The sequence below is a fragment of the Brevundimonas sp. genome (genome assembly GCF_036963785.1).
In the GTDB taxonomy this organism is placed as follows: Bacteria; Pseudomonadota; Alphaproteobacteria; order Caulobacterales; family Caulobacteraceae; genus Brevundimonas.
Genome location: NZ_JBALUS010000001.1, coordinates 251,061 through 273,138 on the forward strand (window position 1 = coordinate 251,061; position 22,078 = coordinate 273,138).

At 67.1% G+C, this 22,078-nt stretch carries 27 protein-coding genes; 16 read left to right on the plus strand and 11 right to left on the minus strand.

What is annotated here, in order from left to right:
* Positions 1 to 8 precede the first annotated feature (8 nt).
* Positions 9 to 959, plus strand: a complete 951-nt coding sequence (locus V7672_RS01280; protein WP_335622868.1) for an alpha/beta hydrolase — start codon at positions 9 to 11, stop codon at positions 957 to 959.
* Between the two features lie 89 nt (positions 960 to 1,048).
* Positions 1,049 to 3,361, plus strand: coding sequence for a M1 family metallopeptidase (locus V7672_RS01285; RefSeq protein ID WP_335622869.1), 2,313 nt, complete (start codon positions 1,049 to 1,051; stop codon positions 3,359 to 3,361).
* A 49-nt stretch (positions 3,362 to 3,410) separates the two neighbouring features.
* Here the strand turns inward: V7672_RS01285 and V7672_RS01290 are convergent, their stop codons facing one another.
* Positions 3,411 to 3,650 carry a helix-turn-helix domain-containing protein gene (locus tag V7672_RS01290; RefSeq protein WP_335622870.1) on the minus strand — a complete coding sequence of 80 codons (240 nt, stop codon included), beginning with the start codon at positions 3,648 to 3,650 and terminating at the stop codon, positions 3,411 to 3,413.
* Positions 3,651 to 4,151 carry a DUF2975 domain-containing protein gene (locus V7672_RS01295; protein ID WP_335622871.1) on the minus strand — a complete coding sequence of 167 codons (501 nt, stop codon included), beginning with the start codon at positions 4,149 to 4,151 and terminating at the stop codon, positions 3,651 to 3,653. It abuts the gene before it with no gap.
* Positions 4,152 to 4,236: 85 nt separating this feature from the next.
* Between V7672_RS01295 and V7672_RS01300 the strand changes: the two genes are divergently transcribed.
* The 3 genes from V7672_RS01300 (at position 4,237) to V7672_RS01310 (ending at position 6,470) form a co-directional block, all read left to right on the plus strand.
* Positions 4,237 to 5,166 carry an ABC transporter ATP-binding protein gene (locus V7672_RS01300; protein WP_335622872.1) on the plus strand — a complete coding sequence of 310 codons (930 nt, stop codon included), beginning with the start codon at positions 4,237 to 4,239 and terminating at the stop codon, positions 5,164 to 5,166.
* A complete protein-coding gene (locus V7672_RS01305) occupies positions 5,166 to 5,891 on the plus strand; it encodes an ABC transporter permease (RefSeq protein ID WP_335622873.1) in 726 nt (241 codons plus the stop codon). The genes V7672_RS01300 and V7672_RS01305 overlap by 1 nt, the downstream gene beginning before the upstream one ends.
* 207 nt (positions 5,892 to 6,098) lie before the next feature.
* Positions 6,099 to 6,470: a YkgJ family cysteine cluster protein gene (locus V7672_RS01310; RefSeq protein WP_335623264.1), complete on the plus strand. Its 372-nt coding sequence runs from the start codon at positions 6,099 to 6,101 to the stop codon at positions 6,468 to 6,470.
* Here the strand turns inward: V7672_RS01310 and V7672_RS01315 are convergent.
* From V7672_RS01315 to thiE, 3 genes are all read right to left on the minus strand, one after another.
* Positions 6,467 to 7,120 carry a hypothetical protein gene (locus tag V7672_RS01315; protein WP_335622874.1) on the minus strand — a complete coding sequence of 218 codons (654 nt, stop codon included), beginning with the start codon at positions 7,118 to 7,120 and terminating at the stop codon, positions 6,467 to 6,469. The genes V7672_RS01310 and V7672_RS01315 overlap by 4 nt on opposite strands.
* Positions 7,121 to 7,174: 54 nt before the next feature.
* Positions 7,175 to 8,863, minus strand: a complete 1,689-nt coding sequence (locus tag V7672_RS01320) for a sensor histidine kinase (protein ID WP_335622875.1) — start codon at positions 8,861 to 8,863, stop codon at positions 7,175 to 7,177.
* Positions 8,864 to 8,930: 67 nt separating this feature from the next.
* Entirely contained in the window at positions 8,931 to 9,581 is a 651-nt protein-coding gene (thiE, locus tag V7672_RS01325) for a thiamine phosphate synthase (protein WP_335622876.1), read from the minus strand.
* A 121-nt stretch (positions 9,582 to 9,702) separates the two neighbouring features.
* On the opposite strand from thiE, the gene V7672_RS01330 reads away from it, so the two are divergent.
* The 3 genes from V7672_RS01330 to V7672_RS01340 all read left to right on the plus strand — a co-directional run bounded on the left by V7672_RS01330 (position 9,703) and on the right by V7672_RS01340 (position 11,122).
* A complete protein-coding gene (locus tag V7672_RS01330; RefSeq protein WP_123288382.1) occupies positions 9,703 to 9,888 on the plus strand; it encodes a (2Fe-2S)-binding protein in 186 nt (61 codons plus the stop codon).
* Positions 9,889 to 10,050: 162 nt separating this feature from the next.
* The gene (gene bfr / locus V7672_RS01335; RefSeq protein ID WP_335622877.1) at positions 10,051 to 10,551 is read left to right on the plus strand and encodes a bacterioferritin; all 501 of its coding nucleotides are present in this window, start codon (positions 10,051 to 10,053) and stop codon (positions 10,549 to 10,551) included.
* A gap of 55 nt (positions 10,552 to 10,606) precedes the next feature.
* Entirely contained in the window at positions 10,607 to 11,122 is a 516-nt protein-coding gene (locus V7672_RS01340; RefSeq protein WP_335622878.1) for a tryptophan-rich sensory protein, read from the plus strand.
* A 15-nt stretch (positions 11,123 to 11,137) separates the two neighbouring features.
* Here the strand turns inward: V7672_RS01340 and V7672_RS01345 are convergent, their stop codons facing one another.
* Entirely contained in the window at positions 11,138 to 11,551 is a 414-nt protein-coding gene (locus tag V7672_RS01345; RefSeq protein ID WP_335622879.1) for a hypothetical protein, read from the minus strand.
* 162 nt (positions 11,552 to 11,713) lie between these two features.
* Between V7672_RS01345 and efp the strand changes: the two genes are divergently transcribed.
* Together efp and V7672_RS01355 are read left to right on the plus strand one after the other, a co-directional pair.
* Positions 11,714 to 12,280, plus strand: coding sequence for an elongation factor P (efp, locus tag V7672_RS01350; protein WP_335622880.1), 567 nt, complete (start codon positions 11,714 to 11,716; stop codon positions 12,278 to 12,280).
* A gap of 90 nt (positions 12,281 to 12,370) precedes the next feature.
* A complete protein-coding gene (locus V7672_RS01355; protein ID WP_335622881.1) occupies positions 12,371 to 13,177 on the plus strand; it encodes an inositol monophosphatase family protein in 807 nt (268 codons plus the stop codon).
* A gap of 6 nt (positions 13,178 to 13,183) precedes the next feature.
* Here V7672_RS01355 and V7672_RS01360 read toward each other — a convergent pair whose 3' ends face one another.
* The gene (locus V7672_RS01360; RefSeq protein ID WP_335622882.1) at positions 13,184 to 15,046 is read right to left on the minus strand and encodes an ABC transporter transmembrane domain-containing protein; all 1,863 of its coding nucleotides are present in this window, start codon (positions 15,044 to 15,046) and stop codon (positions 13,184 to 13,186) included.
* A 135-nt stretch (positions 15,047 to 15,181) separates the two neighbouring features.
* Between V7672_RS01360 and rpmE the strand changes: the two genes are divergently transcribed.
* Together rpmE and V7672_RS01370 are read left to right on the plus strand one after the other, a co-directional pair.
* Positions 15,182 to 15,406: a 50S ribosomal protein L31 gene (gene rpmE / locus V7672_RS01365; protein WP_292160087.1), complete on the plus strand. Its 225-nt coding sequence runs from the start codon at positions 15,182 to 15,184 to the stop codon at positions 15,404 to 15,406.
* A 160-nt stretch (positions 15,407 to 15,566) separates the two neighbouring features.
* Positions 15,567 to 17,177 carry a L,D-transpeptidase family protein gene (locus tag V7672_RS01370; RefSeq protein WP_335622883.1) on the plus strand — a complete coding sequence of 537 codons (1,611 nt, stop codon included), beginning with the start codon at positions 15,567 to 15,569 and terminating at the stop codon, positions 17,175 to 17,177.
* Between the two features lie 4 nt (positions 17,178 to 17,181).
* Here V7672_RS01370 and rcdA read toward each other — a convergent pair whose 3' ends face one another.
* Together rcdA and V7672_RS01380 are read right to left on the minus strand one after the other, a co-directional pair.
* Positions 17,182 to 17,733: a protease adaptor protein RcdA gene (rcdA, locus tag V7672_RS01375; protein WP_335622884.1), complete on the minus strand. Its 552-nt coding sequence runs from the start codon at positions 17,731 to 17,733 to the stop codon at positions 17,182 to 17,184.
* A gap of 9 nt (positions 17,734 to 17,742) precedes the next feature.
* Positions 17,743 to 18,033 carry a DUF1192 domain-containing protein gene (locus tag V7672_RS01380; RefSeq protein WP_335622885.1) on the minus strand — a complete coding sequence of 97 codons (291 nt, stop codon included), beginning with the start codon at positions 18,031 to 18,033 and terminating at the stop codon, positions 17,743 to 17,745.
* 76 nt (positions 18,034 to 18,109) lie between these two features.
* Here V7672_RS01380 and V7672_RS01385 point away from each other — a divergent pair, with 76 nt between their 5' ends.
* On the plus strand, positions 18,110 to 19,084 hold the full coding sequence (locus tag V7672_RS01385; RefSeq protein ID WP_335622886.1) for an NAD(P)H-quinone oxidoreductase: 975 nt from the start codon (positions 18,110 to 18,112) through the stop codon (positions 19,082 to 19,084).
* Here the strand turns inward: V7672_RS01385 and V7672_RS01390 are convergent, their stop codons facing one another.
* Positions 19,085 to 19,750, minus strand: coding sequence for a beta/gamma crystallin-related protein (locus V7672_RS01390; RefSeq protein WP_335622887.1), 666 nt, complete (start codon positions 19,748 to 19,750; stop codon positions 19,085 to 19,087).
* Positions 19,751 to 19,965: 215 nt separating this feature from the next.
* Between V7672_RS01390 and V7672_RS01395 the strand changes: the two genes are divergently transcribed.
* Positions 19,966 to 20,631 (plus strand): DUF1013 domain-containing protein, encoded by a 666-nt coding sequence (locus V7672_RS01395; RefSeq protein WP_335622888.1) that lies wholly within the window; start codon positions 19,966 to 19,968, stop codon positions 20,629 to 20,631.
* Between the two features lie 75 nt (positions 20,632 to 20,706).
* Here the strand turns inward: V7672_RS01395 and V7672_RS01400 are convergent, their stop codons facing one another.
* Positions 20,707 to 20,880, minus strand: a complete 174-nt coding sequence (locus tag V7672_RS01400) for a YdcH family protein (protein ID WP_335622889.1) — start codon at positions 20,878 to 20,880, stop codon at positions 20,707 to 20,709.
* A gap of 127 nt (positions 20,881 to 21,007) precedes the next feature.
* Here V7672_RS01400 and V7672_RS01405 point away from each other — a divergent pair, with 127 nt between their 5' ends.
* Together V7672_RS01405 and V7672_RS01410 are read left to right on the plus strand one after the other, a co-directional pair.
* On the plus strand, positions 21,008 to 21,607 hold the full coding sequence (locus tag V7672_RS01405; protein ID WP_335622890.1) for a UbiX family flavin prenyltransferase: 600 nt from the start codon (positions 21,008 to 21,010) through the stop codon (positions 21,605 to 21,607).
* Entirely contained in the window at positions 21,604 to 22,074 is a 471-nt protein-coding gene (locus V7672_RS01410) for a TIGR02444 family protein (protein WP_335622891.1), read from the plus strand. Before V7672_RS01405 ends, V7672_RS01410 begins: the two co-directional genes overlap by 4 nt.
* The last annotated feature ends 4 nt before the right edge of the window (positions 22,075 to 22,078 follow it).

The window sequence follows — 22,078 nt, forward strand, 5'->3', positions numbered from 1 at the left end:
CCGACCCCATGCTGGACCGGCGGCAGGCTCTGGGTCTCACCGCTCTGGGGCTGATGTCGCCCGGTCTGACGCTGGCCGCCGACGATGCGCCGGTCGAAACACTGCGCCTTTGGCCCGACGCGGCGCCGGGCGGCGAGGCCGTGACCGTCACCCCTGAGGTGGTCGAGCGCTCGACCGATCCGGCCTTTCACGACCGGATTGCGAAACACACCCGCGACCCCCTGCTGACCGTGGTGCGGCCGGCCCGGTCAAACGGCGTGTCCATGCTGCTGATCCCCGGCGGGGGCTACCGCTGGGCGGTCGTCGACAAGGAAGGCATGGACTGCGCTCATGTCTTCGCCGGCATGGGCTACACCTGTTACGTCCTGCGCTACCGCCTGCCGGCGGACGGCTGGGCGGCGGGGCCGGATGCGCCCTTGCAGGATGCCCAGCGTGCCCTGCGGCTCGTCCGGGCGCACGCCGCCTCGGAAGGCCGTGAACCGGACCGCTCGGTCGTCCTCGGCGCATCCGCCGGGGGCCATCTGGCGGGACTGCTGGGCGCCCGGCCGGACGATACCTATGCCCCGGTCGATGCAGCCGACGCCCATACCCACCGCCCCGACGCCCTGATCCTGCTTTATCCGGTCGCCACCCTGACCGACCCCCATGCCCACGCCGGATCGCGCCGCGAGCTGCTCGGCGAAAGCCCCGCGCCCGACCGGATTGCCGCCTACAGCCTGGAGCAGATGGACTGGGCGGGTGCCGCCCCGACCTTCCTGCTGCACGCCATGGACGACACGGCCGTGCCGGTCGAGAATTCCCTGATGCTGTCCGCAACCCTTCGTCAGGCCCGGGTTCCGGTCGAGGTCCATCTGTTCGAGGAAGGCGGCCACGGGTTTGGCATCCGCCTGATCGAGGGCCGACCCGCCGCCGTCTGGCCCGATCTGGTGCAGGGCTGGCTGGCGCGGCGCGGACTGTGAACAGTCTGTAATATTCCGCAGCTTGCACCCCCCTCTCCGCCCGCTAAGGTCGCGCCTTCCTTGGGCCGGTAAATTTTGTGGGGTTGTTCATGCGCATCCGAGTTCTGGTCGCGGCCTTGGCCGTGTCCACCCTTACGGCAGGGGCAGCAGTCGCCCAGGTCAGCGTCGGCGCGGTCGATCAGAGCCGCGGCACCTATGAGGACAAGTTCCGCCAGTTCGAAGGCGAGAGCTGGCCCAGCCCCAATGATTACCGCACGGCCTCGGGCGCGCCCGGCCACCGCTACTGGCAGCAGCAGGTCGACTACGTCATCGACGTGCGCCTCGACGAGGATGCCAAGGCCCTGACCGCCAGCCAGCGGATCACCTATCACAACAACTCGCCCGACACCCTGACCTACCTCTGGATCCTGCTGGACCAGCAGGACATGGCCGAAGGGTCGATGGCCAGCGTGGCCTCCCCCAGCTCAAGCTCTGAGACCTATCAGTTCTTCGAGGCCCTCGGCTTTGAGCGCGGTCAGACCTGGGCCGGCGGCTTCCAGAACATCGTCGTCAAGGGCACCGACGGGCGCCCGCTGAACATCACCCAGGTCGATGCCCTGCTGCGCGTCGACCTGCCCCGCCCGCTGGCACCCGGCGAGCGGATCAGCTTCGACATGACCTATGCCATGCCGTTTGCCCAGACCATGGTGACCGGCGCCCGCAGTGGCTACGAGTGTTTCCCTGGATCGACCCCGGCCGGCAACTGCATCTTCCAGGCCGCCCAGTGGTTCCCGCGTCTGGCCGCCTATTCCGACTATGAAGGCTGGCACACCCTGCCCTTCCTCGGCTCGGGCGAGTTCCCGCTGGAGTTCGGCAACTACGAGGTGTCGATCACCGTCCCCGCCGACCACGTGGTCGCCGCCTCGGGCGAGCTCCAGAACAGCCGCGACGTGCTGACCCGTGAGCAGCAGGCCCGCATGGAGCAGGCCCGGTCGGCCACCGACGCGCCCGTCTATGTGGTCACTCCGGATGAGGCCGCAGCCCGCGAACAGGGCCGCTCGACCGACACCCGCACCTGGCGCTTCGAGGCTGAAAACGTCCGCGATTTCGCCTGGGCTGCCTCACGCGGCTTTGTCTGGGATGCCATGGCGGTCCGTCAGGACGAGCCGGGTGCCGAATATCCGACCGTCATGGCCATGTCGTTCTACACCAAGGAGGCGCGGCCCATGTGGGATACCTATTCCACCCGCGCCGTGGCCCACGCCATCGACGTCTATGGCTCCTTCACCTTCCCCTACCCCTACCCGACGGCCCAGTCCGTCAACGGACCGGTGGGCGGGATGGAATACCCGATGATCACCTTCAACGGGGCCCGGCCGACGCGTGATGAGAACGGCAACATCATCAACGGCGACGAGACCAAATACGCCCTGGTCGATGTGATCATCCACGAGATCGGCCACATCTGGTTCCCGATGATCATCAACAGCGACGAGCGCCAGTGGACCTGGATGGACGAGGGCATCAACACCTTCCTCGAATATCAGGCGACCAAGCTCTGGGATCCCGACTTCCCGTCGCGGGGCGAGCCGCGCGACATCGTCGGCTTCATGACCTCGGACAATCAGGTCCCGTTGATGACCCGTTACGACACGGCCCTGAACGCCGGCTATGTCGGCTATCTCAAGCCCGGCACCGCCCTGGTCGTGTTGCGCGAAACCGTCATGGGCCGCGAGCTGTTTGACCGCGCCTTCCGCGAATATGCCGAGCGCTGGAAGTTCAAGCGCGCCACCCCCTACGACTTCTTCCGCACCATGGAAGAAAGCTCGGGTATGGACCTCGACTGGTTCTGGCGCGGCTGGTTCTATTCGACCGACCATGTGGACATCTCGCTCGAGAACGTGGTCCAGGCCCGTCTGGCCACCGATGAGGACGAAGAAGAGTCTGAAGGCCCGCCGCCTCCCGGTGAGCCCGAAGCCGAAGTCGTCGAGCCGCCCGTGCCGCTGACCATTGCCAACAATGCCGGCATGCAGACGGTCATCGAGCGCAACCCGTCGATCGACGCCTATGATGACAGTGCTGACGGCGCCTACCCGCTGACCGACGAGCAGCGCCGGGCCATCGGCCGGGGCGGTCGCCAGATGATCATGCCCCTGATCCAGGAAGCCCAGGCGTTCGACTCCAATGTCTATCGCTTCAGCTTCAAGAACGTCGGCGGCGTGGTGATGCCCATCATCCTGAAGCTGACCTTCGACGACGGCACCAGCGAAATGGTGCGCATCCCGGCCGAGATCTGGCGCTACAACAGCCAGGAAGTCAGCTGGCAGTATGTGACCGACAAGACCCTGGTGCAGACCGAGGTCGATCCCGACTGGGAAACCGCCGACGCCGACCGCGAGAACAACTACTTCCCGCGTCGCTAGTCAGCATTGACGATCAAGGCCGGGGGCGCGTTCCGCAAGGGACGCGCCCTCAGTCGTTTTCGTCCAGGCCGTTCAGGTCAGCGGGGTCGGGCTCATAGTCCAGCAGGTCAGCGGGCCGGCACCCCAGCGCCGCGCACAGCCGCGCCAGGGTGGAAAAGCGGATGCCCTTGACCTTGCCCGAGCGGAACAGCGACATCTGCGTCTCGCTCAGCCCCACTTCGGCGGCCAGATCGCGGGCAGTTCGGCCTTGTTTGGCCAGCACAGCATCAAGGGTCACGCGGACGGGCATTCAGATCATCTCGTCCAGCTCGGCCTGCACATCGGCCGCCTGATCCAGCACCCGACCCAGCAGGAACAGCGCCCCGCCGATCATGCCCAGCGTCATCCCGCTGACGTCGAAATGGAACCAGCCGCCCTGACCACCCTGAAGGATCCGCGTCAGATTGGTCACCACAAACACGCTCAAAACCCCGCCCACACCAAGGGCGAGCCCGACATTGCGCAGCGCCAGCACCAGCGTCGGCTGGATCAGCCGTCCCTTTGACAACTGCCCCATGGCCCGGCCGATCATCCACACCGCCGCCAGATAGCAGACGGCCGGCATCACCCAGACCACCGAGCTGGCGATATCCCAGGTGTAGGGGACCGAGTCGCCCCGGATCCTGAGCCAGAGCGGCAGGATCAGATGCATCAGCGCCAGCAGGGTGCCGACGCTGATCACCATGAACCGGGCCAGCAGCTGGAACTGGCGGCAGCGCGCCCGGAACCGGGCCAGATCGTCATGACTCATCGGGCTCTCCCTGTCTGAACTTTAATCTTGACTTAAATTTCTGCTGTCGGCAACTTTATATAAGAGTTAAATCACGAGACATCTTATGCTGGCCATTGAAACCCGCGACCTCCGCCGCCGTTTCGGCCCGACCGTGGCGGTAGACGGCGTATCCCTGTCGGTGCCCCGGGGCTGTGTCTATGGCTTCATGGGGCGGAACGGGGCGGGCAAGACCACCACCCTCAAGATGCTGCTGGGGCTGGTCCGACCCGACTCGGGCACGATCCGCATCGCCGGCCGGGACGCCTTGGCCGACCGGCTGGGCGCCGCCCGCTGCATGGGGGCTTTGCTGGAGGCCCACGGCTTTTATGCCCACCTGTCCGGCCGCGAAAATCTGGACCTGACGCGGTCCCTGCTGGGGCTCAGGCGGACCGAACTGGACCGGGTGCTCGAGATTGTCGGCCTGACCCCCGACGCCGGTCGGCGGGTCGGCGGCTATTCGCTGGGCATGCGCCAGCGACTGGGGATCGCCCGCGCCCTGCTGGGCAGCCCCGAGGTTCTGATCCTCGACGAGCCGACCAATGGTCTGGATCCCGACGGCATCGCCGACATGCGCGACTTTCTGCGCACACTGCCCGCCCGCGCCAATGCCACCGTACTGCTGTCCAGCCACCTGCTGGGCGAGGTCGAACAAGTCGCAGACCGCGTCGGCATCCTCCATCAGGGCCGGCTGGTTCTGCAGGACGATCTGGCCACCGTGCGTGCCGGACAGGCCCCCCGGCTGCGCCTGGGTTGCGATGACCCCGACCGGGCCAGGACCGTGATCGTCGGCCTTGGCCTGACGCCCGGGTCGGACAGCGAGCGGATCACCCTCGCCCCCGGTGCCGATGTCCGCGGAACCGCTCTTGCGCTCAACCGGGCTCTGGTCGAGGCCGGCATCGGCGTCCACGAACTGACCCCCGAGGCGCGATCGCTCGAGGCCATCTACCGCGACATCACCACCCTTTCCCCGCTCGCCCAACAGGATGCTGCCTGATGCACCGTGTGCTCATCGTCGAACTGCGCAAGCTCAACCGCTCGCTGGCGGCAGCCCTCGCCATCGCCGCGCCGGGTCTGATCGCCGTCTTCACCTTCTTCAACATGCTGCGGGGAAAGGCCCCCCAGCCCTGGGACATCTGGATGGTCGGGGCCACCGGTATCTGGGCCTTCTTCATGCTGCCCATGAGCGTCACCGCCCTGACCGCGCTCGTCGCCCATATGGAACATGGGCCCCGCACCTGGGACCATCTGCGCGCCCTGCCCCTGCCGCGCTGGACGCTCTATGCCGCCAAGGCCCTCAGCGTGTTTCTGGTCCTGGCCCTGATGAGCGTCGGCGTCTTCGTCCTCTCCTGGGCCGCCGTGAAGCTGGCCGTCGTCCTCAAGCCCGAACTGGCCCCCACGGGTGTGTTCGACGCCTCAACCTATCTGACGACCCTCGGCCGCATGTATCTGGCCGCCACCCTGGTCGTGGTGATCCAGCTGTGGATCTCGCTCCGCTGGTCCAGCTTTGTGCCCGGGCTGGTGGTCGGCATCGGCGGGACCTTCTTTGCCGTGGTCGCCACCTCGGCCAGGGTCGGCGTCTTCCTGCCCTGGCAGATGCCGGTCAATATGCTGGCGACCGAGGGCTGGCGCATGCAGACCGCCCTTGGGCTGGGCCTTGGCGGAGGGCTGGTCCTGCTGGTCCTGATGCTGTGGCACCTGTCGCGGCGCGAGGTGCTGTAGGTCGAAGTCCAGCAACCGTGCCAGCCCGCCCGCCGGTGCCATCATCAGGATCATGGTCGCCTCCTGAGTCGTAATTGATACTCATTCTCATGTTTGCGGATTCGCCCCCCTCATGGCAATCCCTGATGCGATTTCTGCTCTGAAGGTCACGTCCTGCCCGACCCCCTTGCCCGTTCCTGCGACGACTGCGGCTTGTGCTGCAAGCTGATGGGCGTGACCGCGCTCGACAAACCCGCAGGCCGCTGGTGCACCCATTTCAAGAAGGCCAAGGGGTGCCGCATCTATGACGATCGGCCCACGGACTGCCGGATTTTCAACTGCCTGTGGCTACTGACCGAGGCGCTGGACGCCAGCTGGAAGCCGTCCGTCTGCGGCTTCGTCCTGCACAGCGAAGCCGACGGGGCCCGGTTGATCGTCGAGTGCGACGCCTCGCGGCCCCACGACTGGCGGCGCGCGCCGTATCAGGCCGCCCTGACCGACTGGGCCGCCCGGGGACAGGAGGTGCTCATCATGACGGGGCGTACCGGCCTCAGATTGCTGCCCGACGGCCAGACGCGACCTCTGCGGCGTGCGGGTTAGCGCGGTTCAACCGTCTGGCCGATCGCATCGGCGAGGGCGCGGTCCTCGTCGCTGACCGCCGACACCCAGACGTGCAACTCGACGCCGTCGCGCAGCCGGTACAGGTGCTCCAGCGCCAGCGTCCGGCTGCCCTCGGTGACAATGATGGAGCGCCGCCCGGCCCGTTCGCGCTGTTCACCACTGTAGATCGGAAACTGCGACTGCGGACCGGTATAGATCATCACCAGACCGCGTCCCTCCAGCCGCACCGAGAAGATATCGAAGTCCGGGCCGGACCGGCCGGGATAGAGGCCTGCGCCTTCAGGCAGATCGACGCGGAAAGGCAGCGCCCGGCGCTCGGCCAGGGTCAGGGGCGCGGGCTCCGGGGCAGGCGGGGCCGCCGGCTCGGCAGCCTCGGCGGGGTCCACGGCGGATTCCGCCTCGGGCTCCACAGCCGGTGCCGTCTCCACCTCGGCCTCGGGCTCAGGCTCAGGCTCGGGCTCAGGCTCCGGTGCCGGTGGCGTGGGGATGGCGAGCGGCGGGCCGCTGTTGAGGTCGCGGGTGATGTCCCGGTCCTGGGCCAGAACCACACCGGGGGCGAACACCAGACCCGCCGCAAGCACAAGCCCGACGAGGGCCCAAGGACGGGGGAGGAGTAGGAGCGCTTTCATGCCCCGACCATCTCTCGACGGCACGCCGGGCGCAAGTCCGCACATCCCCCGGGATCAGGCGGCCTGGAGTTCCACCCAGAAGGTCGCACCCTGGCCCGGCTCGGACACCACGCCGATATCGCCGCGCTGCAGCTCCACCAGCCGCTTGGCGAGGGCCAGGCCGATGCCATGGCCCTCGATGGCCGACCGCTCAAGACCCAGACGGTTGAACGGCTCGAACAGCTGCGTCTGCTTCTCGGCCGACAGTCCCGGACCGCGATCGATGACCTCGATGCGCACGCCGCCGGTCACGCGCACGGCCTTCAGGATGACGACGCCCCCTTCGGCGCCGTATTTCACGGCATTGCTGGCCAGATTACCGATCACCTGGGCCAGACGCTGCGAGTCGGCCAGCACCACCATGCCGTCCACGGCACATTCCAGCTCGATCCGCACACCGGCGGCCTCGGGCCGCAGCGCGGTCACGCGGGCCACATCGTCGAGCACGCCGTGCACATCGGTCGGACGCAGGTCGACCTTGACCGCCCCGGACTCGGCGCGCGCCACATCCAGAAGGTCGTGGGCCAGGGCCTCGACCTGGCGCGCCGTCTTGACCAGCATGTCGGCCATTTCCCGCTGGGTTTCGGTCACAGCGCCGATCTGGCCCGATTTCCACAGTTCGCCGATGCCGATCACGCCGCCCACCGGGCTCTTGATCTCATGGGCCACATTGGCCAGCAGGCGCGACTTGGCCGCCGAGGCGCGCTCGGCCCGCACCTGACCGGCTTTGGCACGGTCTGCCAGCAGGTCCCGCTCTTCCAGCAGGGCGGCAACCAGCAGGATGGGCATACAGCCCAGCAGCACCATGACCTGCGCGAGCATCGCCCTGTCAGCAATATCGGACAGGGTTTGCCCATAGGCGCCGAACCCCAACATGGCCCCGCCCACAGAGGACAGGGTCACGATCAGGAGGGCAGACGAGATTCCAAGTATTCTCAGCCGGACGGCAATGAGGATGAGCAGCGGGATAACGACAAAGCTCATGGGCACTGTGGCGAACCAGAAGACCAGCCATGACGTGCCTGCCAGAAGGCCCAGCAGCACGATCGTCTCGGCCATCTTCCAGGGCCGGCGCAGCACACTCAGATGTTCCCGGGTCAGGGCCAGGCCAAAGGCGCCGATGACAGCCAGCCCCAGGGCATGGCCAAACCACCAGGTCTGGAACGACGCGGCAATGTCCGCGCCGCTCATCGCGTAGAGACACAGGGAGGCGAACAGGGCCGCCGGGATCGGCGCCACGACCGCTGCACTCAGCAGGAAGCGGGCGCAGCCTTCGACCGTGCTCAGGTTCAGCCCCGGCGCGAACCGCCGCGCCAGCGTCACCGCCAGAACGATCTCGACCATATTGGCGACGGTGAACATGACCGACAGCAAGGGCGGATTGCCGACCAGAAACTGCCCGACAAGAATGCCGAGGGCGATCAGCCCCCCATAGGCCAGGTCATAGATGGGCCCGCGCGAGGTTCTCAGCCAGACGACCGTGGCCAGCCCCCCTGCCCCCCACAACGCGGCGATCAGGCCCGCCGTCCGTGCAAATGTGACCGCGAGAACGATGAGCAACGCGACGCCGACGGCCGTCAGGATCGGCACCAGCGGCTGGGAGAACACAGGTTCGTGGACGCGCTCTGTCACGGCGCGGGCGGCACCCTTTTCGGAGGTCGACTTCACAGGCTTGGCAATATCCAGCGCGGGGCTGACGGGCATTCGACGTGTCCACATCACACAAACAGCCTGTGACGCTTAATCGCCGCCCTTTAATATCCCCTGAAGCCTAGGCGCGGATGGCCGCATTAAGGTCACGCACCGCCTCGGCCGGTCCGGCGGGGTGTGACCACACGGCGCTGCTGACCGCGACAAAGTCCGCCCCGGCCGCCGCGAGCGCGCCGGCATTGGACGCATCAATGCCCCCGATGGCCACGCAGGGGATCTCCATGGTCTCCTGCCAGATCGTCAGCACGTCCGGGCTGGCGGTGTAGTCGACCGCCTTGGTCGTCGTCGGGAAGAAGGCGCCAAAGGCCACATAGTCCGCCCCCGCCTCGGCCGCTTCCATCGCCAGGTGACGACTGTCATGACAGGTGACGCCGATCATGGCGTCCGGCCCCAGCAGCCGCCGCGCCTCGGACACAGACCCGTCCTGCTGGCCCAGATGCACCCCGTCGCAGCCCGTGGCCTTCGCCAGATCGGCGCGGTCGTTCAGGATCACCGCCACGTCCCGCGCCTGCGCCAGAGGGGCCAGGACCTCGACCGCCCGGCGCACCTCGGCATCCGGCACATCCTTCAGCCGGATCTGCAGCGCCGCCACATCCCCTGCCCCCAATGCCTCCACCAGCCGATCGGCAAAGGCCGGCAAATCCGGAATGGTCGGCGGCGTGATCAGATACAGCCGGCACGGCAGCCGGGCGGGAACGGAGGTCTTGGTCATGATGGGCAAGTGCGACGCCGCACCGCATTCGTCAACGTCGGATCGCCCATGCGAACGATTTGCAGTCGCCCTGATTGGTGCTATAGCGAGGCGTTCTCAACTGATCCGGCGTGTGCGCTCCGTGTACATCTGTAACTGCAACGGCCTGAGGCAGCGTGACGTGGCCAGGGCCATCGATTCGGGTGCGACCCGGCCCCGCGACGTCTTTGCCCACCATCAGTGCAGCGCCCAGTGCGCCAAATGCGTCTGCGAAATGCGCCAGATGATCCAGGAAACGCGCGAGTCCTGGGCCATGGCCGCCGAATAGCTGCGGCGCCCTGTCGAGAGCGACACGCAAAGTCGTTCTCATCTTACTGAAAACGCAGATTATTTTTGAGAGCCGCCGTTCGGTGTGCTAGGCTGAGGCCCTGCATTAACGGCGGGCGATTCCCTACGCGCGGCCCCGCCCCCAATCCGAAAGGCCTCGGCCATGAAGGGCGATCCCGCGATCATCCGCACCCTCAACGGGGTCCTGACCAACGAACTGACGGCGGTGAACCAGTATTTCCTGCACGCCCGCATGTTCGAAGGCTGGGGCCTGTCGCACCTCGGGAACGTCGTCTACGAGGAATCGATCGGCGAGATGAAGCATGCCGACATGCTCATCAAGCGTATCCTGTTCCTCGACGGCCTGCCGAACCTGCAGGATCTCCACAAGCTCAAGGTGGGGGAGGATCCGATCGAGTGCCTGGGCGCCGACCTCCAGCTGGAACTCGACAGCCGCAAGACGACCTCGGCGGCCGTCACCCAGTGCGAGGAAGCCCGCGACTACGTCAGCCGTGACCTTCTGATGCGCATCCTGTCCGACACCGAGGAGCACATCGACTTCCTCGAGAACCAGCACAAGCTGATCGAACTGATGGGCGCGCAGAACTATCTGCAGTCCGCGATGAAAGAGATCGTCACCGACGCGGGCGCCACCGGCAACTGATCGGGAACGGACGTGAGGCCGGGTCATTCCCTCCTGCAAGGCTGGAGGAAACTGGATGTTCGATCTCGACGACGTACAAGACAAGGCGACCGACCTTATCAACGCCCGCGAGCGGGATGGAGGCCACGTCCTGATGGGTCTCGGACTGACCGTTGGGTTCGCCCTGGCGGCCACGGCCCTGGCGCATGTCTCGGTGAGACCCCAGTCGCGAGGCGGTTCGAAACAGCCGGTCACCGAACGCCCGCGTGGATCACTGGGCCTGATCCTGCCGGCCATGTTTTCAGCCACCACCCTGTCAGCGCTGCGCGTCTGGAACGCCCCGGCCCGGCCGGAGCGCACCCGCGCCCTCGGCTTCTGGGCAGCGGCCCAGGCACTCAACGCCGTCTGGATTGCCCTGCGCCCCGCCAGCCGCGGGCTGCAGATTGCCGCGGCCATGTCGTCCGCCGGCATGGCGGCGGCCTTCGCCCACGAGGCCCGCCAGATAGACACTCGCGCCGGCAAGATGGCTTCCCCGCTCGGCTCGGGCGTGCGGCTGGCCAACCGGGTTCAGGAGACAACCGAAGACGATTGACCTCGGGCGGTTAGATCAATCCTCGACCTCGCACAGGGCATCCAGGCCTTGCCTCACGGCCCACATCGCAAGCAGCGCTGCAAAGCCCGATCCGATGCCAATGATGGGCAAGATCAAACCGATGAGATATTTCACCCAGTCCTTGCCACCGACCTGGAGGTCATCCCGGTCCTTATAGGCCTGACACACCACGCCCTTGATCTTCGGCCAGGCCCTTTCGAACATTCGCCGGGCGCGCTCGCGAAACCAGTTTCCGCCCAGAGCGGAGGCACTCTTCGCGCTCTTGGCGATGGCGCCGGCCGCGCCCTCCGCGCCGGGATCGTCATATTCGGTGCCGGCCCCCGCCGTGACCAGCAGGGCGGCGAGATCCTCATCGTCGAGGTCCATGACGTAGTCGACATCGGCGGCAGTGATTGCGGGTACAGGCATGACACAACCTTTCATAGGTATCGGTGATATCTATATACTCTTGGTTGTATTCGTCGACAAGCTCAATCCCGTTCCGCGCCTTGCCCTTTGACCGTCGCCCCTGTAGGGGTCGCGTCCAAATTTCACGCCTGCGCGCGCGCAGTCCAACCCCAGCGACATCTGATGAAAATCAACGGCAACACCATCAAGCCCGGCATGGTCCTGCAAGTGAACGGCGGCCTCTGGGTCGTCACCAAGGCCAGCCACGTCAAGCCGGGCAAGGGCGGCGCCTTCGCCAACGTCGAGGCCAAGAACCTCGAGACCGGTAACAAGCTGAACGAGCGCTTCCGTTCGGAAGACAAGGTCGAGCGCGTGACCTTGGAGCAGAAGGACTTTTCCTATCTGTTCGACAATGGCGACAGCCTCGTCTTCATGGACGACGCCACCTACGAGCAGATCGAGCTGCAGAAGGACTGGGTCGGCGAAGACCGCATCCCCTATCTTCAGGAAGGTATGAAGGTCGTCATCGAGATGCATGAGGAGCGCCCGATCGGCCTCTCCCTGCCGGACCAGGTCAATCTGGAAGTGGTCGAGACCGAGCCGACCGTGAAGGGCCAGACCGCCTCCTCGTCCTACAAGCCGGCCATCGCCAACAACGGCGTCCGCATCATGATCCCGCCCTATATGGGCGTCGGTGAAAAGATCGTGGTCGACACCACCACCGGCGAATACGTCCGCCGCGCCGACTGATCCGGACGGTCCATTCCGGACCGTTCCCCTTGAACTTCTCCGCCTGTCCGGGCCGATGCCTTTCAGGACATGTGGATCAGGAGATTCCCTATGGCTTTGGCCTCTGCCCTTCTGCAAACCATGATCGACGCGGTCCGCAAGACTGCCCGGCCGATGCTGCGCGACTTCGGCGAGGTCGCCCAGCTGCAGGTCTCGCGCAAGGGCCCCGCAGACTTCGTCACCGCCGCCGATATCAAGGCAGAGCAGACCCTGTTCGAACTGCTGACCAAGGCGCGTCCCGGCTATGGCTTCCTCGGCGAGGAACGCGGCATGGTCGAGGGCACCGACAAGTCGCACACCTGGATCGTCGATCCGATCGACGGGACCACCAACTTCGTCCACGCCATGCCCCACTTCGCCATCACCGTGGCGCTGGAGCGTCGCGCGCCCGACGGCACGGCCGAAATCGTCGCGGGGGTCACCTTCAACCCCGTGCTGAACGAGCTGTTCTGGGCCGAAAAGGGCAAGGGCTGCTATCTGAACGACACGCGCATCCGCGTGACCGGCCGCCGCGACCTCAGCCAGTGCCTCATCGGCACCGGCCTGCCCTTCATGGGCAAGACCGGTCACGCCCAGGCGATCAAGGACATCCACGCCATGGGCCAGCGGGTGGCCGGCATCCGTCGCCTGGGATCGGCCGCCCTCGACCTCGCCTGGGTGGCCGCCGGCCGCTATGACGCCTTCTGGGAGCGCAACCTCAAGCCGTGGGACGTGGCCGCGGGCCTGCTGTTCGTGACCGAGGCGGGCGGCATGGCCACCACCATCGACGGCACCGGCAATGTCCACGACGGCCAGCAGATTCTCGTCGCCAACTCGGACCTGCACCCCCAGATCGCGGCCATCCTGCGCGCAACCTGATCGGGCTCAGTCGGCCCTGAACTGCAGACGGGCGAGGCGCGCGTACAGGCCACCCCGGGCAACCAGCTCGCCATGGGTGCCGACCTCGACCACCCGGCCCTCGTCCATCACCACAATGCGGTCCGCGCGCAGCACGGTCGCCAGCCGGTGGGCGATGACCAGGGTCGTGCGCGCCTGCATGGCCTCGTCCAGCGCCACCTGCACCAGACGCTCATTCTCGGCATCCAGGGCGCTGGTCGCCTCGTCCAGCAGCAGGATCGGTGCCTGCCGGATCAGGGCCCGGGCGATGGCCAGCCGCTGCCGCTGGCCGCCTGACAGGCTGCGCGCCCGTTCCCCCAGCGGCGTGTCAAACCCTTCGGGCAGGGCCTCGACGAAGGCCAGCGCCTGGGCACGCTCGGCCACGTCGCGGACCTCATCGACCCCGGCATCCTCGCGGCCAAAGCGGATATTCTCGATGGCCGAGCCCGAGAACAGCGGCGCCTCCTGCGACACCCATGCAAAGCGCGAGCGCAAGGCTACCGGATCAACCGTCGAGGCCTCTACCCCATCGACCCGCACCTGCCCGGACTGCGGATCATAGAATCGCAGCAACAGGCGGAAGACCGTCGACTTGCCCGCCCCCGACGGCCCGACCAGCGCCACCGTCTCACCCGGCCGCACCGACAGGGTGAAATCCCGGAGCGCCGGCAAATCCGGTCGCCCCGGATAGGCGAAATTGACGTCGCGCATCTCGACCTCGCCGACCGGCGGCTCAGGCAGGGCCTTCGGGGCGGCGGGCGGGCGGATGCCGGGCTGGGCCCGCATCAGCTCATCGATGCGCTGCATGGCGCCTGCGGCCTTCTGCACATCGCCCCAGCTTTCCCCCAGCGCGCCCACGGCCCCGGCCACAAACACCGACAGCAGCACGAACTGCAGCAGGGCGCCCGGCGTCATCCGCCCGGCAATCACGTCCTGCGCGCCCAGCCACAGCACCAGCGTCACCCCGCCGAACATCAGGGTGATGATCATGGCGGTCATCCAGGCCCGCGCCCGGATCCGCTTCAGTGACACGCCAAAGGCCGCCTCCACCGCCGCCCCGAACCGGCCGATGGCCGAGGCCTCGCGGCCAAAGGCCTGCACCGTCTCGATGGCGTCGACACTTTCACCGGCGAACCCGACCGCCTCGGCGAACCGGTCCTGCGAATCGACGGTCAGCTTGCGCACCACCCGCCCGAACAGGAACAGCGGCACGATCAGCAGCGGCAGCACCAGCAGCACCAGCCCCATCAGCTTGGGACTGACCACGAACAGCAGGATCATCCCCCCGATCATCGTCAGCAGGTTGCGCAGGGCAAAGCTGATCGAGGTCGTCATCAGGGTGTCGATCAGCTGGATGTCGGTCGTCAGGCGCGACAGAACCTCGCCCGTCCGCATCCGCACGAAAAAGGCCGGGTCGAGTGTCAGCACCCGGCCGAACAGGGCCGTCCGCAGATCGGCGATGATCCGCTCGCCCGTCCGCGTCACGAAATAATAGCGCACCGCCGAGGCCACCCCGAGGAACAGTGCGTTCAGCCCCAGCAGCAGGAACCAGAAATTCAGTTGCGACCCGCCGGCCTCGAAGCCGTTGTCGATGGCCCCCCGCGAGGTCACCGTCAGGCCCAGCGAGGCCGCCGTCGACATAAGCAGCCAGAACACCGACAGCGCCACATGGCCGCGATGCTGGACGGCAAAGGGCCACAGGCGCAAAAGCGGACGCACGTCCTTTTGCCGGGTGCGACGCTCTCCCGCCTCGCTCAGCCGCTCGCTCAACTGGGCCCCCGCGCCGGGGCGGCCGGAGGCCTCGGCATCCAGGTCGGCCGGGGAGCGGGAAAGCGGGGGAGTTTCGGTCATGGCCCGCGCCTCTTGCCCCGGAACGCTACCCGGTGTAAACGCCGCCCCTCGCTCGCCGGACCTTCTGGCGGGTTTCCCATTTTGCGCACCGACGGTCGGCATCGTCACCGCGCCTGAACAGACCGGACCAACGCGATGAAAGCGGACACCCACCCCGACTATCACTTCATCACCGTGGTGATGACGGATGGCACGACCTACCAGACGCGCTCGACCTACCAGAAGGAAGGCGCGACCCTGAACCTCGACATCGATCCGCTGACGCACCCGGCCTGGACGGGCGGCAACCAGCACCTGATGGACCGCGCCGGTCGCGTGTCGCGCTTCAACTCGAAATTCGGCGGCTTCATCAAGAAGTAGCCAGCGGCCCGCCCCCGTCAGGGGTGCGTCCCGGAAGCCACAGAGCGCCGTCCCTCGGGGGCGGCGCTTTCTGTTTGTCTGGAACGCCGATAGGCTGCGGTTGATTATAGAACAGCGGGGCCATATCGGGCGCCGCGACAAGCTGGACGGCAAACGGATCATGATCACGCGTCGACAACTCGGTCTGGGTGCAGCCACCGCCGCCATCATGGGGGCGGCTCGGGCCGCCCATGCCCAGAACGCGCCTCAGGATCCGCCGATGGGCCGTCCGCAGGGCGTCCCGCCGACCCGCGATCCCACGGCCGTCGCCTTCTACAACAGCTTCAACGATCAGCTCGCCCGCCTGCCCCAGACGGAACAGCCCGACGTCCGCGTCTTCTATGAGATGAACGGCTGGACCCCCGTGTGGACCGCCGCGCGCCTCGACAATCTGCGCACGGCCGCGTCCAAGGCTGAGCGCCATGGTCTCGCCCAGTACGACTTCTTCGATTTCGAAGGTCTGGCCGCCGACGCCAACATGGCCGAGATGCGCACCACCGCCGCTGCCCTGCGCTACGCCCGGGTGCTCAGCGAAGGCCGCATCCGCCCCGAGACGGTTGAGGACCTGTGGGAGATGCGCAAGAATCGCATCGACCTGCCGCTGGGCCTCTATCGCGCCCTCGCCTCCCAGGGCGTGGTCGAATGGTACGAGGGCCTCGCCCCGACCGACCTCGGCTATACCAATCTTTCAGCGGGGTACGTCCGTTACCGCCGCATGATCCGCGAGAATGGCGGCTGGCCGACCTTCCGCCTGGGCGCCAATATTGAGCCGGGTGACGTGGATCGCCGCGTGCCGCAGCTGATCCAGCGGCTGATCGCCGAGGGCGACCTCGATGAGGCCCAGGGCATGCGCCTGCTGGCCATGGCCGACAACTTCTACGGCCCCGAGCTGCAGGAAGCCGTCCGCAGCTTCCAGGGCCGCCACGGCCTGGCGGTCGATGCCCGCATCGGGTCTGGCACCCAGCAGTCCCTGTCGGCCTCGGCCGAGGATCGCGCGCGTCAGATCGCCCTCAACCTCGAGCGCCGCCGCTGGCTGGCCCGCGACGTCGAGCCCGAGCGGATCGAGGTCAATACCGCCGCGGCCATCATGGTCTACTGGAAGGACGGTCGCCCGGTTCACTCGAACCGCGTGGTGGTCGGCACCGCCGCCAACCAGACCCCCAGCCTTGAAAAGCCGTTCGCCTCGGTTGTCGCCAATCCGCCCTGGTACGTCCCGGCCGGCATCGCCCGCAACGAGATTCTGCCCCGCGGTCCGGGCTATCTGGCTGCCAATGACATGTACATCTCGAACGGCACCGTCATCCAGCGGGCTGGTCCCAGTTCAGCGCTGGGCTACGTCAAGTTTGAGCTGCGCGACAGCTACGCCATCTTCCTGCACGACACCCCGTCCAAGGGGGCCTTCAACCTGGCCTACCGTCACCGCAGCCACGGCTGCGTCCGGGTCCAGGACGCGGTCGAGTTCGCTCGCCTGCTGCTGTCGCCGGATCCCGAAAAACTGGCGGAGTTCGACACCGCCCAGGCGACCCGCCGCACCACCCGTGTCACCACCGGCCGCGAGATCGGCGTGCGCCTTCTGTACTGGACGGCCTTCGTTGACGGTCAGGGCCGCGTGGCTTTCCGCGAGGACGTCTACAAGCGCGATGAAAAGCTGGCCGATGCGCTCGGCATCGCCGTCTCCCTGCCCCGCCCGGTCCAGGACGGCCGCGTCGACGCCAACGACGTCGGGCCGTAAGGCTTCAGGTCTGAGCGCCGGGGGCTCCGAAGGCCGCTGACAGCCGGTCGAACTGGCTCTGCACCGGATTGGGCGTGTCGGCCGCCGGGGTCGCGTCCACATACATACGCCGGTCCAGATAGTGAATCCGGTCGTACAGCTTCTCGGCCCGTACCGCATATTCCACGAGCGCGATCGGCAGGTCTGCAGGCGGGGGCGTCTCGCCCTCGACCTTGCGCGCCGCCAGCCGGTAGCGGGGTTCACAGGCCGCGCTGGCCGCCATATCGCCCTCACGCACGGCGCGCTGCACCAGCAGCCACGAAGCAATCTGCATCAGACGCGTGGTCAGGCGCATGCTCTCGCCCGCATAGGCCAGGGCGGAGGAGCGTGACAGCAGCTTGGAGTCGCGCCGTCCCTCTCCGTCCAGATAGGCGGCCGTCTCCTCGACCAGCTCCATGCCCTCGCGAAAGGTGCGCTCGAACAGGTCGGACGCAGCAAAGTCGGTCACCACGGCGACGCGCCCGTCCACGGCCGTGCCGGACGGGGTCAGATCGGGCGAGGACGTCTCTTCAGTCATCAACACTATTTACCTGTACGTGAACCGGAGCGCCGCAGCCGGAACCGCGTCGGCCCCGTCACCTGCAACGGTCATGCCACGGCTACCGTGCCGTTGCGAGCCGAAGTTGAAAAGCGCCTCGGCGGCCGATTTGCGCGCGGACTTGGTCTCCATGGCCGCCCTGACCCGGGCGATTTCGGCCTCAAGCCGGGCGATCCGGTCCTGGCATTCCTCGAGCGAATAGAGATCCAGATCCTCGCGGGCCAGCTGGCCCAGCAAGGCCCCGCGCTGCGGCCTCGGTTCGGCGTCGTCGATGATCATGCCCGCCTCCTCCTTGGTTCACCGTTCTTCGGCCCCTATGTGAACGCCCGGACACGGACGATTGCAAGGGCGGCCCATGAAACGCATCTCGATCACCGGCGGCACCGGTCCCGCGACCGCCCTGACGCTGGTCGAGGCCCCGGACCTCGAGCCCGGCCCCGGCCAGGTGCGGATTCGGGTGCGCGCCGCCGGCATCAACCGCCCCGATCTGTTGCAGCGCGAGGGCCGCTATCCCCCGCCTCCGGGCGCGCCCGAAACCCTCGGGCTTGAAGTGGCCGGCGAGGTGGACCGGCTCGGCGACGGTGTCGCGGGCGTGGCCATCGGCGTCCGCGTCTCGGCCCTGCTGGGCGGTGGGGGCTATGCCGATCAGGCCGTGGTCGATGCCCGGCACCTCTTCCCCCTGCCCGACGATCTGGACTTTGTGACCGCCGCAGCCCTGCCCGAGACCCTGTCGACCGTCTTCGCCAATGTCTTCGAGGATGGACGTCTTGAGGCGGGCGAGACCCTGCTGGTCCACGGCGCCACCAGCGGCATCGGCGTCACAGCCATCCAGATGGCCAAGGCTGCCGGTGCCCGGGTGATCGCCACTTCGCGCGGCAAGGCCAAGGCGGACGCCGCCCGCGCCCTGGGGGCCGACCTCAGCCTCGACGCTCAGAGCGACGACCTCGAAACTGCTATCCGTGAGGCCGGCGGTGTCGATGTGATCCTCGACATGGTCGGCGCCGACTATGCTGCCCTCCACCAGGCGGTCCTGAAGCCGGGCGGCCGCTGGTGCGTGATCGCCACCCTCAGCGGCGCACGCGTCGAAATCGACCTGATGCGGCTGATGCTGAAACGGATCGTGCTGACCGGCTCGACGCTCCGCTCGCGTAGCGCGGGCGAAAAGGCCCGGCTGATCGCTGCGGTCCGCCAGAAGGCCTGGCCATGGGTCCTGGCCGGTCAGGTCAGACCGCCCATCGACGCGACCGTCCCTCTGGCAGACGCCGGTCTCGCCCACCTCCGGCTGGAAGCGGGCGAGCACATCGGCAAGATCGTTCTGGTTGTCGACTGATTACCAGCGGTCGCCCCGGCCACCCCGGCCCACGGGCCGCAGCGACGAGATGCGATCGTTCAGGCCCCAGCGGTCCAGATTGCTGACATCACCGTTGAAGCGCTGGCAGGTGCCGCGGAAATAGGCGTCCGAGCAGACTTCCCACTCGCCGCGGAAGCGCATTGAGCTGATCTGGTCGTTGAAACCCGAGCGATCCAGGTTCGGGATTTCGCCCGTGAAGGTCGTGGAGGCTCCGCGGAAGCGCGCGTCCCTATAGACGGTGATCTCGGCCCGGTTGCCCCAGCCGCCGTTGCCACCGCCCCAGCCGCCGCCGTTTCCGCCACCCCAGCCGCCGCCATTACCGCCACCCTGCCGATCCTCGAAATCCCCACGGACAGGGCCGCAGACGAGACGACCGTTGTCATTGGCGATGTCATAGGGGCCGCAGCGGTTCAGCTCGATCGAGGTGCCGCGAATCCGGCCCCGCTCGTCGCGGCAATCGGCGTACAGCCGGCCCTGGTTCACATAGTCGCCGCTACAGGTGCGCGAATAGCTACCCCGCGGGGCGACCCGCTGCGGGTCCTGATAGTTGCCCGGCGCCCGCTGCGGATCCTGATGATCCATCGCCGGGGCGCCACCGGCCATTGCCAGGGCCGATGCGGCGGCCATACCTGCCAAACTCAACATTGTCTTTCCTCCACCAGGGTCCTGAGGCCCAAACGCCTCCATGAGCCTCAGTGTTCACTGTCGCAGATGAACCTTGGCTGTATGAGCGCGCCATATGGCGTTTTCTTTTCGCCCGAAAGCGCCTATACGGACAGTCTCCGCGCCCGGCCGAAAGGTCGGGCGCCGCTGTTTCCGGGCCCCGGCTTCCGGGCCCCTTCATGAACCGGAACGACGTCATGACCGACATTCTCATGCCCAAGGCCACTGCGGTCTGGCTGGTGGACAATTCCTCCCTGACCTTCGAGCAGATCGCCGACTTCTGTGGCCTGCACCCGCTGGAAGTGCGCGGCATCGCCGACGGTGACGTGGCGCGCGACATCCGCGGCGCAGACCCGCTGATCAACGGCCAGCTGACCCGCGACGAGCTGGACAAGGCCCAGGCCGACGAGTCTTACCGCATGAAGGCCGTCGTCAGCCGCCACGCCGAACTGCTCAAGCCCGCCAAGGCCCCGCCGCGCTACACGCCGGTCTCGCGCCGTCAGGACCGCCCCGACGCCATCATGTGGTTCGTTAAGAACCACCCCGAGGTGACCGACGCCCAGATCTCGAAACTGCTGGGCACCACCAAGGCCACGATTGAGACGGTGCGCAGCCGCACCCACTGGAACACGGCCAACATCAAGCCGGTCGACCCCGTCACCCTCGGTCTGGTCGGCCAGATCGTCCTCGACGAAGTGATCAAGAAGGCGGCCGACAAGAAGGCCAAGGACGACGCCAAGAAGGGCGGCGCCACCCTTCAGACCGGCGAAGCGCAGCCGGAGGCCGAACCGGCGTTCGAGCCAGACGCCCCCGAGGCCCGCAGCCAGCACACCGCCGAGTCGGTGTTCGGCACCCGCGACTGAGCCTGCCCTCCATCTGTGATGCAAAAACGGCCCCGGAGCATCTCCGGGGCCGTCTTCATGATCTGGATGTCCTGACTATCCGCTTTGTCGCTCAAGGCCGGCAATCTGCTCTTTCAGCCTGAGTTTTCGGAGTTTGAGGGACTTGAGGTAGAGCGGATCGGTGGCCGGGTGGGTCGTTTCCTTCTGGATCGCAGTATCCAGGTTGCGGTGACGGTTTCCCAGTTCGCGAATACGCGCCTCGATGGTCATGGCTTGCGCCTCCTTGTCTAAGGGACCAGTAGATTGAGCGCCCGGATGGCGACCGTGTGGAATCACGTTTCGGTGATTCGCGTCGCCGCCGGACCACAACAGGGTCGCTGCCAAAAGGGTCAAAGTTTTGAACTCTGCCGTATCCAGGGACGATCGCCCCCTGATCGTGGGCATCAGCGGTGCATCGGGCGTCATCTATGGCGTGCGCATGCTCGATGCCCTCAGGGATCTGGGCGTATTGTCGCACCTCGTCGTGTCCCGCGCCGCCCTCCTGACCCTGTCGCAGGAAACCGACCTGTCGCCCCAGGACCTGACCGACCGCGCCGATGTGGTCCACAAGGTCGCCGACGTCGGCGCCTCAATCGCCTCCGGCTCGTTCCGCACGCGCGGCATGGTCATCGCCCCCTGCTCGATCCGCAGCGCGGGCGAGATCGCCACCGGCACCACCTCAACCCTCCTGACCCGCGCGGCCGACGTCACCCTCAAGGAACGCCGCCGGCTGGTGCTGATGGTGCGCGAGACGCCTCTGCATCTGGGCCATCTGCGCACCCTGACCGCCCTGTCGGAAATGGGCGCCATCATCGCCCCGCCCCTGCCCGCCCTCTATGCCCGTCCCGACAGTCTGGATCAGGTGATCGACCAGAGCGTGGGCCGCGTGCTGGACCTGTTCGACCTCGACTGGACGCCGGTCACCCGCTGGAGCGGCCTGAGCGGACCGGCGGCATGACTGCGGCGACCTTCTGGGACTGGGCGCTTGAGGTCTATGGTCGGGACGGCGTGGCCGACGCCTGCATCGACCTGCAGGATCGCCATGGCCAGTGCGTCCCCCTGCTGCTCTGGGCGGCATGGATGGCGGCTCGCGACGAGTCGGCGTCGGAGGAGACACTCGAGGCCGCCTGCGACATCGCCCGCGCCTGGGACGAAACGACCCTCGATCCCCTGCGCGCGCTTCGCCGCAAGCTCAAATCGCCCCACCCGGACCTCGAACCCGGCGCCCGCCTGGACGTCCGCCAGAAGACCATCGAGCTGGAGCGCCGCGCCGAACACCATCTGATGCAGGCGCTGGAGCATCTGCCGCGCGAGGCCGCCCCCGGCGCCGATACCCTCAAGACCCTCGTGGCCGTCACCCGCATCTGGTCGCCGGTCACCCCGCGCAAGGAACTCCAGACCTTGACCGCGTGTCTTTCAGCCTGAACCC